The organism is Cytobacillus sp. BC1816, from assembly GCF_051353635.1.
Taxonomy (GTDB): Bacteria; Bacillota; Bacilli; order Bacillales; family Cytobacillaceae; genus Cytobacillus; species Cytobacillus oceanisediminis_C.
Genome location: NZ_CP195611.1, coordinates 2,759,942 through 2,773,856, shown reverse-complemented (window position 1 = coordinate 2,773,856; position 13,915 = coordinate 2,759,942). Strand labels below are relative to the sequence as shown.

At 40.2% G+C, this 13,915-nt stretch carries 16 protein-coding genes; 12 read left to right on the top strand and 4 right to left on the bottom strand.

What is annotated here, in order from left to right:
- Position 1: 1 nt before the first annotated feature.
- The gene (locus tag ACR42H_RS14225; RefSeq protein ID WP_436371308.1) at positions 2-307 is read left to right on the top strand and encodes a hypothetical protein; all 306 of its coding nucleotides are present in this window, start codon (positions 2-4) and stop codon (positions 305-307) included.
- A 409-nt stretch (positions 308-716) separates the two neighbouring features.
- Here the strand turns inward: ACR42H_RS14225 and ACR42H_RS14220 are convergent, their stop codons facing one another.
- A complete protein-coding gene (locus ACR42H_RS14220) occupies positions 717-1,193 on the bottom strand; it encodes a DinB family protein (protein WP_436371306.1) in 477 nt (158 codons plus the stop codon).
- A gap of 218 nt (positions 1,194-1,411) precedes the next feature.
- On the opposite strand from ACR42H_RS14220, the gene ACR42H_RS14215 reads away from it, so the two are divergent.
- Positions 1,412-2,020: a hypothetical protein gene (locus ACR42H_RS14215; protein ID WP_113881194.1), complete on the top strand. Its 609-nt coding sequence runs from the start codon at positions 1,412-1,414 to the stop codon at positions 2,018-2,020.
- Here ACR42H_RS14215 and ACR42H_RS14210 read toward each other — a convergent pair.
- Positions 2,017-2,910 (bottom strand): AraC family transcriptional regulator, encoded by an 894-nt coding sequence (locus tag ACR42H_RS14210; RefSeq protein WP_113881193.1) that lies wholly within the window; start codon positions 2,908-2,910, stop codon positions 2,017-2,019. The genes ACR42H_RS14215 and ACR42H_RS14210 overlap by 4 nt on opposite strands.
- A gap of 105 nt (positions 2,911-3,015) precedes the next feature.
- Between ACR42H_RS14210 and ACR42H_RS14205 the strand changes: the two genes are divergently transcribed.
- From ACR42H_RS14205 to ACR42H_RS14185, 5 genes are all read left to right on the top strand, one after another.
- Positions 3,016-3,969: an EamA family transporter gene (locus ACR42H_RS14205; RefSeq protein ID WP_113881192.1), complete on the top strand. Its 954-nt coding sequence runs from the start codon at positions 3,016-3,018 to the stop codon at positions 3,967-3,969.
- Positions 3,970-4,460: 491 nt separating this feature from the next.
- Positions 4,461-5,462: an LLM class flavin-dependent oxidoreductase gene (locus ACR42H_RS14200; protein WP_113881191.1), complete on the top strand. Its 1,002-nt coding sequence runs from the start codon at positions 4,461-4,463 to the stop codon at positions 5,460-5,462.
- Positions 5,463-6,128: 666 nt separating this feature from the next.
- Entirely contained in the window at positions 6,129-7,691 is a 1,563-nt protein-coding gene (locus ACR42H_RS14195) for a spore germination protein (protein ID WP_436371304.1), read from the top strand.
- Between the two features lie 24 nt (positions 7,692-7,715).
- The gene (locus ACR42H_RS14190; protein WP_113881189.1) at positions 7,716-8,807 is read left to right on the top strand and encodes a spore germination protein; all 1,092 of its coding nucleotides are present in this window, start codon (positions 7,716-7,718) and stop codon (positions 8,805-8,807) included.
- Entirely contained in the window at positions 8,804-9,976 is a 1,173-nt protein-coding gene (locus ACR42H_RS14185) for a Ger(x)C family spore germination protein (RefSeq protein ID WP_436371302.1), read from the top strand. Before ACR42H_RS14190 ends, ACR42H_RS14185 begins: the two co-directional genes overlap by 4 nt.
- Positions 9,977-10,011: 35 nt before the next feature.
- Here ACR42H_RS14185 and ACR42H_RS14180 read toward each other — a convergent pair whose 3' ends face one another.
- Positions 10,012-10,740: a hypothetical protein gene (locus ACR42H_RS14180; RefSeq protein ID WP_436371300.1), complete on the bottom strand. Its 729-nt coding sequence runs from the start codon at positions 10,738-10,740 to the stop codon at positions 10,012-10,014.
- Positions 10,741-11,005: 265 nt separating this feature from the next.
- On the opposite strand from ACR42H_RS14180, the gene ACR42H_RS14175 reads away from it, so the two are divergent.
- On the top strand, positions 11,006-11,887 hold the full coding sequence (locus ACR42H_RS14175; RefSeq protein ID WP_436376927.1) for a LysM peptidoglycan-binding domain-containing protein: 882 nt from the start codon (positions 11,006-11,008) through the stop codon (positions 11,885-11,887).
- A gap of 32 nt (positions 11,888-11,919) precedes the next feature.
- Here ACR42H_RS14175 and ACR42H_RS14170 read toward each other — a convergent pair whose 3' ends face one another.
- Positions 11,920-12,144 (bottom strand): hypothetical protein, encoded by a 225-nt coding sequence (locus ACR42H_RS14170; RefSeq protein WP_436371298.1) that lies wholly within the window; start codon positions 12,142-12,144, stop codon positions 11,920-11,922.
- A 194-nt stretch (positions 12,145-12,338) separates the two neighbouring features.
- Between ACR42H_RS14170 and ACR42H_RS14165 the strand changes: the two genes are divergently transcribed.
- The 4 genes from ACR42H_RS14165 (at position 12,339) to ACR42H_RS14150 (ending at position 13,895) form a co-directional block, all read left to right on the top strand.
- Complete coding sequence (locus tag ACR42H_RS14165; RefSeq protein WP_436371296.1) at positions 12,339-12,764, top strand: VOC family protein; 426 nt, start codon at positions 12,339-12,341, stop codon at positions 12,762-12,764.
- A gap of 36 nt (positions 12,765-12,800) precedes the next feature.
- Positions 12,801-12,923: a hypothetical protein gene (locus tag ACR42H_RS14160; RefSeq protein ID WP_436371294.1), complete on the top strand. Its 123-nt coding sequence runs from the start codon at positions 12,801-12,803 to the stop codon at positions 12,921-12,923.
- A gap of 173 nt (positions 12,924-13,096) precedes the next feature.
- The gene (locus ACR42H_RS14155) at positions 13,097-13,219 is read left to right on the top strand and encodes a hypothetical protein (RefSeq protein ID WP_436371293.1); all 123 of its coding nucleotides are present in this window, start codon (positions 13,097-13,099) and stop codon (positions 13,217-13,219) included.
- A gap of 124 nt (positions 13,220-13,343) precedes the next feature.
- A complete protein-coding gene (locus tag ACR42H_RS14150) occupies positions 13,344-13,895 on the top strand; it encodes an N-acetyltransferase family protein (protein WP_436371292.1) in 552 nt (183 codons plus the stop codon).
- The last annotated feature ends 20 nt before the right edge of the window (positions 13,896-13,915 follow it).

Here is a 13,915-nt window from a genome sequence, read left to right as displayed (position 1 = left end):
CATGGAAGTGTTTGGGTTTATATTTTTGTGGGGAATCCCATTGCTGCTGATTTGGAGCTTTGTCCTAACGCTTGTCGAAGTTAAGAGAGCAGGCAGCGAAGGACAGTTCCTGGGCAGGACGCTGACATTTATTGGCGGAATTTATCATTATACCATTTCTTCATTTGCAGCATGGATTGGTTTGATTGCCATCGCATTTGGTATTGCAGCCCTGGTAGAGGGGGCCATTTTCGGAGCATTATTTTTTGGTTTATTTGGTGTTTTTATGGTTTATAACTTTTTTCCGAGATTGAATATGCCGGAATGAGATGGAGGTATGTCCTTTTGGGCATGCCTTTTATTTTGGCTGTTTTCATAAAATTGATCAGCCCTTACGCTATGCTCATGTAAACATGAGAAACAGATACCTGAGTAAAGGGCCTGCACATTTCGGACTCGATAAGAAGAAATTTTAGGGTAAGAGTCCGTCTTCGGACAGAAAAAGTGAAAATAAGAGGGAAGGAATCCGAAGTTGGTGCGACTTCGGACAGGAGAAGAGGAAACAGGAGGTAGAGAGTCCGAAGATGGTGCGACTTCGGACAGAAGAAAAGGAAACAAGAGGGAAAGTGTCTGAACCTGTTGCAACTTTGGACCGAAAGTTAGCAAGCAAGTCAGAACCCGTTTCCTGGAATATTCTAAAACGACAGACCCTCTTTATTAAATTCTCTGCCCCAGTTTTAAAACTGTTTTGCAATAGAACGATAAATCTGCTTAATCGTTTCCATGTGCAGCGCTTCATGATAAAAGCCGAACAAAAAAGCTTCCCCGGTTGTGTAGAATGTAATGCCGCCGCGGTTTGTGAAGGGACTTGGCAGTTTGTGTTCCATACGCCCATGAAGAAATGTCTTTATTCTGGATTTTTGTTCGGTTAAGACAGATGCAATTTCGTCGAAAGTAGGCGGTGGTTCGGTCCAATCGGCAGGCTTAGTCCCAGCGCCAAATAACTGTTCATAGTTCTTCGGGACGTTCATTTCTTCACCTGATATTCCAAAGACAAGCTTTTCCTGCACAAATGCAATATGCCCGAAGTTCCAGCGGATGCTATTGTTAAATCCATCTGGAATGATATCGGCCATTTCTTCAGGAATCCGTTTGATCGATTTTTCAGTAATGCCCCGCACTGTTTCCATATGTTCAAAAATAGTCTGTTCCAATACACTCACCCTCCATAATCATACTCATTGCATAATGTTCTAGGAATTCACTTCATTTTCCTACATCTATATTTATTTTTATCTAAAAGAGCTATGAATGAAAATTAATAACCTTAAGTCTCAAGTCCTATAAGCATATACAGCGCAGGCTTCTTAATCTAGAGACCGTGTTTCTTTATTATAAAAATATAAACATATTTTTGATAAGGAGATACGTTATGTCTAATCAAAAAATCTATATACTCCTTACGGATACCGGAACGTTATTTACCCGGCTTATTAAGCTTTACACAAAAAAGCCGTACAATCATGCTTCTATCTCACTTGATCCTGAATTAAAAGAAGTGTACAGCTTTGGCAGAAAAACAGCGAAAAATCCATTCATAGGCGGCTTTGTTAAAGAAAATATACGAGGAGAATTTTTTAGCAACTCTAGATGTACAGTCATTAGCTGTTCTGTTACAGACGCACAGCAGAACAAGCTTAAAGCATTCATAAATAAGATAGAATCTGAGAAAGACGATTACGGATATAATCTGCTGGGGCTATTTGCGATCATGTTTAATAAACAACTCTCAAGAAATAATGCTTTTTTCTGCTCTCAATTTGTAGCAACTGTCCTACAGAGGTGTGAGATTGTCCATTTTACTAAACCGCCATCGCTGGTTATACCGCATGAGTTTATGGAAATGGAAGCTTTCCATGTTGTTTTTAAAGGAAATCTGAAAGAGTATTTTTTGAATTTAGACAGCCGGACTATAGATATAAACACATACATTTCATCCCCCGACCAGGAACAGTTCGGACAATCAATGGCCATTTCCTAAGGTGACTGCAATGAATTCCGATTCTTTTTATACGCTAAAGGTGTCATATTCATAGACTTTCGGAATTTTTCAATAAAGTAACTGCTGCTGTTGAATCCTACTTTAAAGGCAACTTCTGTTACATTGGAGTCTCTTTCTTGAAGCAGAGTGAGACTTTTTTGTATGCGATAATGAATCAGGTAGTTAATGGGTGTCGTCTTTAAGATTTTTTTAAAATATCTGCAGCATTCAGAATTGCTCAGTCTGCCGGCTTTGGCAATATCGGCAAGAGAGACTTTTTCAGCGAAATGCTGATGGATCCAATTCAGCATTTCCTTCATCCGAACATGCTTTTCAACTTCAGCCTGGCTGTATTCCAATTGGAATCCGTTCCTGATTAACTGCTGCCAGATGACCGTCAGCAGACTGGTTATGTTAATCTCATAAAATGGAGAGTTTTCATTAATTAGTTTTTTGATTTCTATGATGCTGTTTAATATGTTTTTCCCCCATTCCTCGCTGTGTTTCAGGATTATGTAAGGAAGATTTGTTGCTGATATGTACGGATATACATAGCTGCTGAATAACTCCTGCGGGAGAAGGAAGTGAGGGGAGACATTTAAACAAATATAAACGCAATCTCCGCTAACATCCTCGGCTGAATGAAGACACCCGCTATTGATGAAAATACCGTCTCCTTCTTTTACCAATAATTTTTCTTCATTGATTTGGACCATAGCTTCCCCTTTTACAGTATGGATAAATTGAATTTCCTCATGCCAGTGCAAAGGGATTTTGCCATGGATATTATCTGCAATCTTCGTTTCGTAGCTGGCCACCGGCAACACCACCGTCCTGTGGCTCGTCAATTCTTTCAGGCTTTTATCCACTTTAAAATCTTTAATCTGCAAAAGAGCCACCTCAATATAGTTATATTTTTTTATTATATTCAGCTATATTTATCACAGGATTTGGATTATTATAACACTATTATTATATTTAAGGTGGAATATAACATGAATGGACGTTCAAGGAGCACGGGTTTATTGCTTGTTATTTTTGGAGCTTCATTTTGGGGTATTGGCGGAACAGTTGCCCAAAAGCTTTTTCAGGAATTTGGAATCTCTGTTGATTGGCTTGTCACTGCCCGGCTTCTGACAGCAGGCATTCTTCTGTTAGCCGTACAATTTTTAATGAAAGACCGCTCACAGGTATTTGGAGTATGGAAGAATAAGACGGCAGCCATCATGCTCTTAATCTTTGGCCTCGCAGGCATGCTGGCTGTGCAGTATACCTATATGGCTTCAATTCATCATGGCAATGCGGCTGTTGCCACATTGCTTCAATATCTTGCACCGGCTATGATTATCATTTACCTGGTTCTGCGGAAACAATCCGTATTTTCGAGACAGGATTTTGTAACAGTTTCTCTTGCTTTAGCGGGATGTTTTTTTCTATTGACTAACGGTTCCGTCTCTCAGCTTTCCGTACCGGCACCTGCTGTTGTGTGGGGAGTTCTATCTGGTGTGGCACTCGCGTTTTATACTTTGTACGCCATCCCGCTGCTGAAGGAATATGATTCCCTTGTCGTGGTTGGATGGGCGATGGTCATTGGCGGATCTGCATTGAGTTTAATCCATCCCCCATGGCAAATGGATTTTGGCAGCTTAACAGCTGAAGCTGGACTGTACTTGTTTTTTGTCATTATTTTTGGAACGATGCTCGCATTCTGGTTTTATATTGAAAGTCTCCAAACCCTTTCTCCAACAGAAACCAGCCTGTTAAGCAGCCTGGAGCCCCTCGCGGCAGTATTTACTACTGTTATCTGGCTGAATGAACCTTTCGGCATGTTCCAGTGGGCGGGAACAGCCTGTATCTTTGGCATGATTCTGCTGCTGGCTTTAAATAAACAGAAACCTGCAAAGAACAGTCATTGTTCTGAAAATGAGGAACCGTTAAGAGTGAGCTGAAAGCCAGTCCCTTTAGAAGGGGGCTGGTTTTTTCTTACTTGGGCTTGGAGCGGAGGTTGGACAACAAAATGATTTCGCTCATAAATCCAAGAAATTCGCTCATAAAAAAGGATTTTCGCCCATAAACCGAAGAAAATCGCTCATAAAAAAGGATTTTCGCTTATAAACCGAAGAAAATCGCTCATAAAAAAGGGTATCTCTTATAAACCGAAGAAAATCGCTCATAAAAAAGGATTTTCGCTCATAATCCAAAGAAAATCGCCCATAAAAAAGGATATACGCTCATAATCCAAAAAAATCGCTCATAAAATAAAAGTTTCGCCCATAAGAAACAAAAATCGCTTATAACAAAATATTTCCGCTTAAAACCTCTAAAATCTAAAATCTTAATAAATTCTCTTCTATAATTTTGCTCACACTAAGCATTATATTTTGCTAAATTTATTTCGGTTGTTAAAATAAAATCAATTCTTCATGAAGGAGATTATAAAATGACTAATATACAAATACCTGTTTCTGTTTTGAATCTTGCCCCAATACGAGAGGGGAAGGACAGCAGGCAGGCAATCGAGGATCTAGCCGATCTGGCTCAGGCAACAGAGGAGATGGGCTACAAACGCTATTGGATAGCAGAGCATCATAATACTCCAACACTGGTCAGTTCTGCCACTGCTATTTTAATAAAACATGCATTGGAACATACAAAAACCATTCGCATTGGTTCAGGCGGGATCATGCTGCCGAACCATGCACCATTAGTTGTTGCCGAGCAGTTCGGAACGATGGCGACGATTTATCCGGATCGTGTTGATCTTGGTCTTGGAAGGGCACCTGGAACGGATATGATGACAGCTAATGCGCTTCGCCGCTCGAAAAATGATTCTGTTTATACATTCCCGGACGATGTTAAGCAGCTGCTGACATACTTTGGTCCATTAGAGGAGCAAAGTTATGTTAAAGCACATCCGGGAGTGGAAACGAACATTCCAATTTATATTCTTGGCTCTTCGACAGATTCTGCCTATTTGGCTGCAGAGCTGGGGCTTCCTTATGTATTTGCCTCACACTTTGCTCCAAGATGGATGGAGGATGCCATCCGGATCTACCGTGCCAACTTTAAGCCTTCGAAGTATCTTGATAAACCATATATGATGGTATGCTTAAATGTCATTGCAGCGGAAACGGATGAGGAAGCCGAATTCTTATCAACCACGATGAAGCAGTTCTTCTTGAATGTTGTCAGAGGAACTTCCATGAAATTGAGCCCGCCAGTCGATGACTTGGATTCGATCTGGAACCCAATGGAGAAGGAAGCGGCAGAGGGAATGTCAAGCGTGACCTTTATGGGGAGCAAAGAAACAGTCAAGGGGCAGCTGGAGCAATTCCAGGATATGTACAATGTCGATGAAATCATGGCGGTTTCTTATATCTATGATGAAGAAAAACAAAAACGTTCATATGAAATATTTAAGGAAATTACAGACGGCAAATGAGCGGGGAAATAATCCCCGCTCTTTTTTTATAGATTTAAAAGGTTTTGAACTTCTTTAGAAGTCCAGTTCAAACCATACATGCGATGTCACAAGACGAGCCTTCAAAAAGGGGAAGAACCCCTTTCTTTCGAGGCTCGTCTTGTGCTTGTGGTCTTGACAATGAAGGCTGCGCCAGAATAATCAGTACAAAGCCAAAAGCAGCAGCTTTAGGGAGTATTTGGTCATGAAGACATTGCCGCGGGTTGTGGCTTATTTAATCTGCGTACCCTTAGAGGGCAAGGAGCTTCCGTTTATCATATTTCTCGGGAAAGCGCAGGATTAGACTTTTCTTGCGCTGAAAGGTCGGATAATGGCCCTTTGTGGCGAAATCGTTGCGCTTACATGAAAAAATAAAAGACTGCATTGGGAACTCTATAAAAATTTTTTAAACATGGTATTTAAATGGATGTTTATATGCAAGAAGTGGAAGCCTAATCACATTAGAAAAATTCCTGTATGGAGAACATGATTTTAGCTATTTAAAGGGTGAATAAAATGTGGAAAGCCATCGTTTCCCATCTGCCTGATTGGGAAGTTTTTTTGCAGAGTTTTGCTGTGATCATTGTACCGATAGGGATTTCAAGGTTTTTTCACAAAATCGGACCTTCAAAGGAGGGTTCTTGAATAATGAAAATGTCCCAAATAAAGAAAAAACCTATTAAAAGCAGTACCATGAAACATGAAAAGAAGAATGAGGATGAAGGCCCTTATGAACTAACGGGTGAAATTCAAAGAGATCTTCAACTATTTAAAAAGGAAATCGGACATAATTCGGACGTTCATTTTCGTGAATTTAATATTGGGCTAACGAGTATACGGGCAGTCCTAATCTATGTTGATGGCCTTTCCGATAAAGAACTGATTGATAAACATATCATGAAGTCGTTAATGCAGGATTTTACAGATGCAAAGGGTGATGCAAGGCACGAGGCAAAAGAGAAATTTACAGTCGATTATATAAAAAGTCATATTCTGTCCCTTGGTGAAATCTCTGCTGCCTCCAAGATAAAAGATACAGTGCCGCAAATTTTAAAGGGATCAGCTGTACTACTCCTCGACGGAGCCTTTGAAATGCTTATATTGGGTATTGCAAATGGGAAAACAAGGAATATTGAAGAGCCTGTTTCCGAGCAAGCTGTCAGAGGACCGCGTGAAGGCTTTACAGAAAATCTCAGCGATAATACAGCTCTCTTAAGGAGAAACGGCGGTACAGAAAAACTGATATTTTCAAAGTTTATAGTTGGAAAGCGCTCCAATAAAGATCTTATTGTTGCTTATATTGAAGATATTGCTAATCCAGCAATAGTTGAGGAAGTAAAGTCCAGAATTCAGCAAATTGACATCGATAATGTGATGGAATCTGGATATGTCGAACAGCTTATCGAGGATAATTTTATGAGTCCTTTTCCCCAAGCGCAGAATACTGAACGTCCAGATAGAGTGAATGCTGCTTTAATGGAAGGGCGGGTAGCGATCCTCCTTGATGGCACTCCTTTTGCACTTCTTGTTCCCGTAACATTCAGCATGATGCTGCAAGCATCTGAGGATTATTATGAACGGTGGATTTCCGGCTCACTTATTCGATTATTGCGTTTTGTGGCCATCTTTATTTCACTTTTTGGGCCGGCACTTTACATCTCTTTCGTTTCGTTTCATCAGGGTTTGATCCCGACTAAATTAGCGATGTCCATAATTGGCACCAGGGACGGGGTACCTTTTCCTTCTATAATAGAAGCTCTGATTATGGAAGTGGCAATTGAAATTCTTCGTGAGGCCGGGCTGAGGCTGCCAAAGCCAATTGGTCCTGCGATCGGCATTGTCGGGGCCTTAATTATTGGGGAGGCTGCAGTTTCAGCTGGAATTGTCAGCCCGATTATGGTCATAGTAGTTGCGGTTACAGCTATTTCATCTTTTGCTATTCCTGAATATAGCTTGGGGATTTCTCTGCGTTATCTTCGTTTTGTCTGCATGTTTTTTGCTGCTGTTTTTGGTTTATATGGGGTTATTTTGTTTTTCCTTTTTATCAGCAGTCATTTAGTCAAGCTCAAGAGTTTTGGGGTACCCTATATCAGTCTGGCAGTTCCTTACCGGCTGAGTGACTGGAAGGACTTTATCGTACGGTTCCCGTTAAAAGTTTTGAAAGAAAGGCCAAGTATGCTTCACCCAAAGGACCCCACCCGGAAAGGATAGACTATTTCACAGGAGGTTATCCGCTTGAAAATTGGTTCAAAGGAAAAGCTTTCAAGTCCTCAAGCTGCTGTCATCCTGGTTAATTATATTCTTGCTGCAGGCATACTTACTTTACCGCGATCTTCTGCAGAAAAATTGGAATCGCCTGATATCTGGATGACAGTAATTCTCGGCGGTCTATTTGCAATGGGAGCTGGGATAATAATCGTAAAGCTTAGCCAAAGGTATCCTGGCAGGACTATTTATAAATATAGTCAGGAAATTGCAGGCAAATGGGCAGGCAGTTTCCTCGGCTTAATTATTATCATTTATTTCTTTAGCCTCGCTGCCTATGAAATAAGGGTTCTTTCAGAAGTAACAAGTCTATTTCTGCTGGAAGGCACCCCTATTTGGGCGATCATTATGCCATTTATGTGGATAGGCCTTTATCTGATCGGCGGCGGTATCGATCCAATTGCCCGTTTATTTGAACTCATTCTTCCGATTACCGTAATCATTTTTCTAATTGTCATAAGCATGAGTATGGGAATCTTTGAACTAGATAATCTCCGTCCTGTTCTAGGTTCGGGAATTACTCCTATAATAAAAGGCGTGAGTACAACAGTTGTCGCTTTTTTAGGAATCGAGATTATGCTTATTATTGTTGCTTTTATGGATAAGCCTGCCCAGGCAGTGAAAGTAGTTTTGATTGGCACAGGAACTTCGATGTTCTTTTATTTGATTACAGTGGTGATGGTTATAGGCGGGCTGTCTGTGGATGGCGTTTTAACCAAAACCTGGCCCACGATTGATCTGATCAGGAGCTTTGAAATTCAAGGGCTTATTTTTGAAAGATTTGAGTCTTTATTGCTGACAATTTGGATAATGCAAATCTTTACAACCTATACAATCACCTTTTATGCAGCTTCGCTGGGCCTTTCTCAAATCTTTAAAAAGAAGATCGGCCCATTTCAGTTTGGCCTGCTGCCTGTTATCTACCTGATAGGCATGATTCCAGCAAATATGAATGAGGTGTTTGCAATGGGGGACATGATCGGCTATTCAGCATTAATTCTATTTGGTGTTCTGCCCCTGGCCTTGCTTATCATTTCAAAAATAAAGGGTGATAAAGCATGAAAATGACTCAGAAAGTCCTGATTTTTATACTGGCGGTTATATCTTTATCGGGCTGCTGGAGCAGCAAAGAAATCGAGGAACTTGGACTGATAATAGGAACGGCAATTGACTTGGACAATGAAGGGGAATTTGAGGATCGGCAAAGCGGGATTGACAATGGTAATGTTTTTAAATTAACGAATCAGCTTATTACGGCAGAGACAGCCAATAATGCAACGAATGGCGGGCAATCACAGGTGAGGGCCTATAAAAATATTACAGAAACAGGAGAAGCGGTTCTCCCTGCGTTAAGAAATATGATTCTGCGAATTGACAAACGTGCTTTTGGAGAACATGCAAAAGTCATTATTATTGGGGAGGAAATTGCCCGCGGCTATAATCTTGAACAGGTGCTGGATTTTTTCCGCAGGGAACAGGAGATGCGGTCAAGTACGCTAATTGTTATTGCCAAAGGCAGTGCAAGTAAAACCCTGGAATCTGCCGAGCCAACTGTTATTCCTGCAATCCAGCTTGTCGAAATGATACAAGGTAAGGAACGAAGCACGAAAATCCTTACTCCCATGCCAATCGCTAAAATGGAAGGACAGCTGAATTCAGGAAATAGCTTTCTAATACAGACAGTTTCGACAGAAAATAACGATAGAAAGCTTACCGGTGCTGCAATGATTGACGGTAATACAAAAACACTCCGGGCATTCTTGAATGATACGGAAACTGAAGGAGTAACCTGGATAAAAGGGAAAGGGAAAGGCGGGCTTGTAAGGAGCTACGATGAAGAAGACAGTCAGCCAATTGTATATGAGAGTTTGTCGATGAAAAGTAAAATAAAACCTTCTGTAAAAGGAGATTCGATTTCTTTCACGGTTAAAATTGAAACAGAAGGGCGTATAGGCGAGCATTGGGATATAAGTGGAAAAGCATTTGACAGCAAATACATGAAAAAGGCGGAAAAAGCTACAGAAAAGGAAATTGAGCGTTTGGTAAAAAATGTACTGGAGAAAACGCAGGAAGAATATAAAATGGATGTGCTGGGATTTGGAAGAAGCCTTCAAATCAGCCATCCCCAGGTGTGGAAAAAGGTTAAAAATAATTGGGATGAAACCTTTAGCGATATACCCGTCGAATTCAGCATTAACGTCTCAATCAAAGAAATGGGTACATCTGGCTAATTAAAGGGCGGCTGCCATTCATTGCAGCTGCCCTTTTATGGTTCAATATATTCTTCTTTATAAAGGGCAGGATTGGCTGCAGTATTCAAACTCTGTGCAGATGCCCACAAATTCGCAAGGAAACGCGGCATCATCTGCTGTGAAGGAAGAGTGCCATATCTGGAAAAGTAAACAAACAGTTTTAAATAAGTTCTTGCATTATGGGGCAGGTGAATTTCCCTTGCGTAGTATTCATTTTCAGTGATGGTCGCAAAAGAACGAGTTTCAAAGCCTGAAATAAACCGTGTGTTTTTTCCTTTGTATTCATTTTGAATGTAATGGATTTTTTTTATAATCGCGGGATCATCAGTGCCATCATAATTGGCCAGTCTTGCCTGCCGAAATGCGGGAACAGAAGACAGGTTTTCTGATAGAGCCAAAGCGTGCCCATATGCTTTATCATGTCCTTCATATAAGGGCTTGAGATTTACATTCTCCATGTTATCCACCAGTGGAAGTTCCTCATTTTTCAAATAGGGCGGCCTGAAAATTTGTCTGGATAGCTTTAGCTCATCATGTGAATCACAAACAAATGAAGTAAAAAAATACCACTGCCCATTGTCATCCATGCTGAGATCATAATCCTGTCCTTCTTTTTCAATCCGGTAATCAATAAAGCGGTCTTCACGGTCGAAAGTAAAATCTGATTGCTCTTTTTCTGCTGGCCTGAATCCAAAAGGAATCTGAATCGGTATACAAACCTCAGAGAAATATTGATTTTTCATGCTGATACACACCTTACATGTTTTTTTTTAGTTTTCCCTGCTATAGAAAATACCCTGCAGAATTCTTAGTCATGCCAAAAAGTAAGGATAAATTCCTTTAGTTATATAAAAATAATAAAAACGGATGGAAAGGACATCGAGAATGAAAAAATGCATTTTTCTAGTCTTCAGTCTTGCATTAATCTGGCAATTCAATTGGACCTCTGTACAGGCCGAAAACAATCCCCGCAATATTTATGAGGTAAAGAAGGGAGATACCCTTACATTGATCGCAAAAAAATATGGATCAACAGCAGGGAACTTAAAGCAATATAACGGCCTGCAGTCAGACAGACTTTTAATAGGACAAAAGCTCCGAGTTCCAATCATGTACAAAGTTGCTCCCGGAGATACACTCTGGAAGCTGGCGGAAAAATTTGATTCCTCCGTGCAGGCGATTAAAGCAGCTAATGGGCTCTCTGCCAATGGTTTGAATGCAGGGCAAAAATTAAAGATAGTTCCTAAGAAATTAGCCATGGACGGAAAGTTCGTCCTGATGACGAGAGAGGAATTCCGCGATTGGATTTTCAATCAGAATTTTACGAGAAAAGTGGCTAAGGTTCAGCAGCATCATACCTATCAGCCATCTTACAGACAGTTCAATGGCTCAAATCATTTTGCTTTAATGAAGGGAATGGAGGAGTATCATGTGAGCGGGATGAAGTGGAGGATGATCAGCCAGCAGCTGACCACTTTCCCGGATGGAAAGGTGGCTGTGGGGCGGCCGTTCGATATTGCACCGGAAGGATCATTCGGACTGCAGAATAAAGAAGTCATGCACAAGATCGAAGCGGATGCGATAGCCATTGAAAATCTCGGCAATTTTGATGGTAATCATATGACTGCTGAACAAAAAGAAACGATCGTGACAGTCACAGCTCTTCTGATGATGAAATATGGCCTGGCACCATCCATTGACAGCATCACCTATCATCATTGGTGGGATATTAACTCCGGTGAACGGGTGCTGGATAGCAGTCATGGTCATGCAGTGAAAACCTGTCCAGGCACTGATTTTTTTGGCGGGAATTCGACTGCAAGCGCTAAGAATAACTTTTATCCTCTAGTCAGGAAAAAAATGCAGGAAATCAGGGGAACATTGCACTAATGAGAAAAACCCGCAGCTGGTGCGGGTTTTTCTCATCGCTTTTTCTTTTTCTTTTTATCATCTTCTGCTGCAAGCTTCGCTTTATTTACACTTTCAAGCTCTACCTGCACATGGATTTTCCTTTCATCTGCAGCCGTTACGCTGGTCACTATGCCTTTTCTTCCTTTGATCTTAACCTCTTCGCCTTGATTTGGAACACTTTTGCGAAGCTGATTTAATAAAACATTTCTCCCATCAAGATAATATACCGTAAACATTCTCATCACGCCTTTTTTCTATGGAATGTGGTACAAGTTATTGCACCTTTCCTATAAAATATAGGCTTAGTGATAAAAATAGACCGATTATATTTATTTTTTTAAATAACAGTTGCGAACGTACGTTCTTTGTAGTAAAATCGATTTTGTATCAAATGTTAAGAAAAGTGAAAAAATTAGGGGAGCTGATTAAAATGACAGTTAAAGTGATTCCTTATTTAGTGATGGACGGAAATGCAAATGAAGCAATTGAATTTTACAGAGATGCATTAGAAGCGGAAGTTTTGTATAAGCAAACATTTGAGGAAGGTCCGGAAAACCCTGAATATCCACTTCCTGAAGAAGCAAAGAACCGCATTATGCATGCAACTGTTAAGGTTGGGGAGAATGAAATTATGTTTAGCGATACATTCCCTGGCCAGAGTCATCAAATAGGCAATCAGGTGACCATTTGCCTCTCTGCATCTGATTCTCAAAAATCGAAGAAATTTTTTGAAGCACTGCAGCAGGGCGGGCAAGTAACGATGCCTCTTCAGGAAACATTTTTCAGCCCTGCATATGGAAGCGTAATCGATAAATTCGGAGTGAATTTTCAAATTTACACGGAGGGCGAGCATTAATACGTTCAGAAATAAAGAACCCACAAGAGATAGATTATGAGCATCGTTAATTATCTTGGATGTAGTGTTATATTGCCAATTAGTGATCCAGAAAGTGATGATGAAATCATCATAGGTGATTTCTTCTTTGATGAAGAAATTCAGAGGAGAGGTACATAAACATCTATCAGCAAAATATATCTACGAAGTAACCTCTAATCAGCACGGCAGTATTTGGTTTAATAAATAATACAAACAGGATTATCCAAAAAGGGCATGAAGAAGGGCAGCGAATATTTAAATCATTATGTGCTATTTTAGATCAGCACCTTTCATCAGGAGATTATTGTGAATTGTATACCTGGGTTGGCGACGAATGGGAGGAACCCGAATACAAGGACAGCATAAACCTTCATGACTTTGATATCAATAAGATTGAAGTGTACGAAAAATCCATGCTTGTCTTAAAAAAATAACTGTCTGATTGAGCCCATTCCTTTATGGAGGAGGAATAGGCTCTTTTTTTAATGAACTTGTTTATTTTGGCATACTCATAGTTCATGAAAGGAATATCTTTCAAGAGAAAGAGAGAGAATTTTTATGATAATAAAATCAAAAGAATACATAGTTAAAAATTTGACCTATATTATTAGATCTGCTACCGAGGAAGATGGAAAGGAACTTTCTAAAGTAAGGGTGCAGATTGATGGAGAAACAGAGAATATGGACCGGGAAGCAGGCGAAGCATACATAGATGAAGCAGGTTTTAAAGAGTTAGTTACTAAGGATTCCATCAGCGGCCGGAGTATATTCCTTGTTGCTGAAGTGAATGGGAAAATTGCAGGCTTCTCCAGATGTGAAGGCAGCGAACTGAAAAGAAGCGGACATAAGGTGGAATTTGGTGTATGTGTGCTCAAGGAATTCTGGGGCTTTGCTATTGGAAAAAACCTTTTAGCACAGTCTATTAAATGGGCGGACTCTAATCATATTAAGAAGATTACTTTAAATGTTCTTGAAACAAACAAGAAAGCGATTAAAATATATGAGCAAAACGGCTTTGAAATTGAAGGAATATTAAAAATGGATAAGCAATTGTCTGATGGCAGCTATTACAGCACCATTGCAATGGGCAGGATTAATGATAAAAGATGAATATTTTTGCTCTAACTCTT

Coding starts and splice junctions, on each gene's coding strand:
- ACR42H_RS14185 (WP_436371302.1), top strand. CDS start 8,804: ATGAAAATGACTCAGAAAGTCCTGATTTTTATACTGGCGGTTATATCT.
- ACR42H_RS14225 (WP_436371308.1), top strand. CDS start 2: ATGGAAGTGTTTGGGTTTATATTTTTGTGGGGAATCCCATTGCTGCTG.
- ACR42H_RS14165 (WP_436371296.1), top strand. CDS start 12,339: ATGACAGTTAAAGTGATTCCTTATTTAGTGATGGACGGAAATGCAAAT.
- ACR42H_RS14195 (WP_436371304.1), top strand. CDS start 6,129: ATGAAAATGTCCCAAATAAAGAAAAAACCTATTAAAAGCAGTACCATG.
- ACR42H_RS14170 (WP_436371298.1), bottom strand. CDS start 12,144: ATGTTTACGGTATATTATCTTGATGGGAGAAATGTTTTATTAAATCAG.
- ACR42H_RS14150 (WP_436371292.1), top strand. CDS start 13,344: ATGATAATAAAATCAAAAGAATACATAGTTAAAAATTTGACCTATATT.
- ACR42H_RS14205 (WP_113881192.1), top strand. CDS start 3,016: ATGAATGGACGTTCAAGGAGCACGGGTTTATTGCTTGTTATTTTTGGA.
- ACR42H_RS14180 (WP_436371300.1), bottom strand. CDS start 10,740: ATGAAAAATCAATATTTCTCTGAGGTTTGTATACCGATTCAGATTCCT.
- ACR42H_RS14200 (WP_113881191.1), top strand. CDS start 4,461: ATGACTAATATACAAATACCTGTTTCTGTTTTGAATCTTGCCCCAATA.
- ACR42H_RS14215 (WP_113881194.1), top strand. CDS start 1,412: ATGTCTAATCAAAAAATCTATATACTCCTTACGGATACCGGAACGTTA.
- ACR42H_RS14160 (WP_436371294.1), top strand. CDS start 12,801: ATGAGCATCGTTAATTATCTTGGATGTAGTGTTATATTGCCAATTAGT.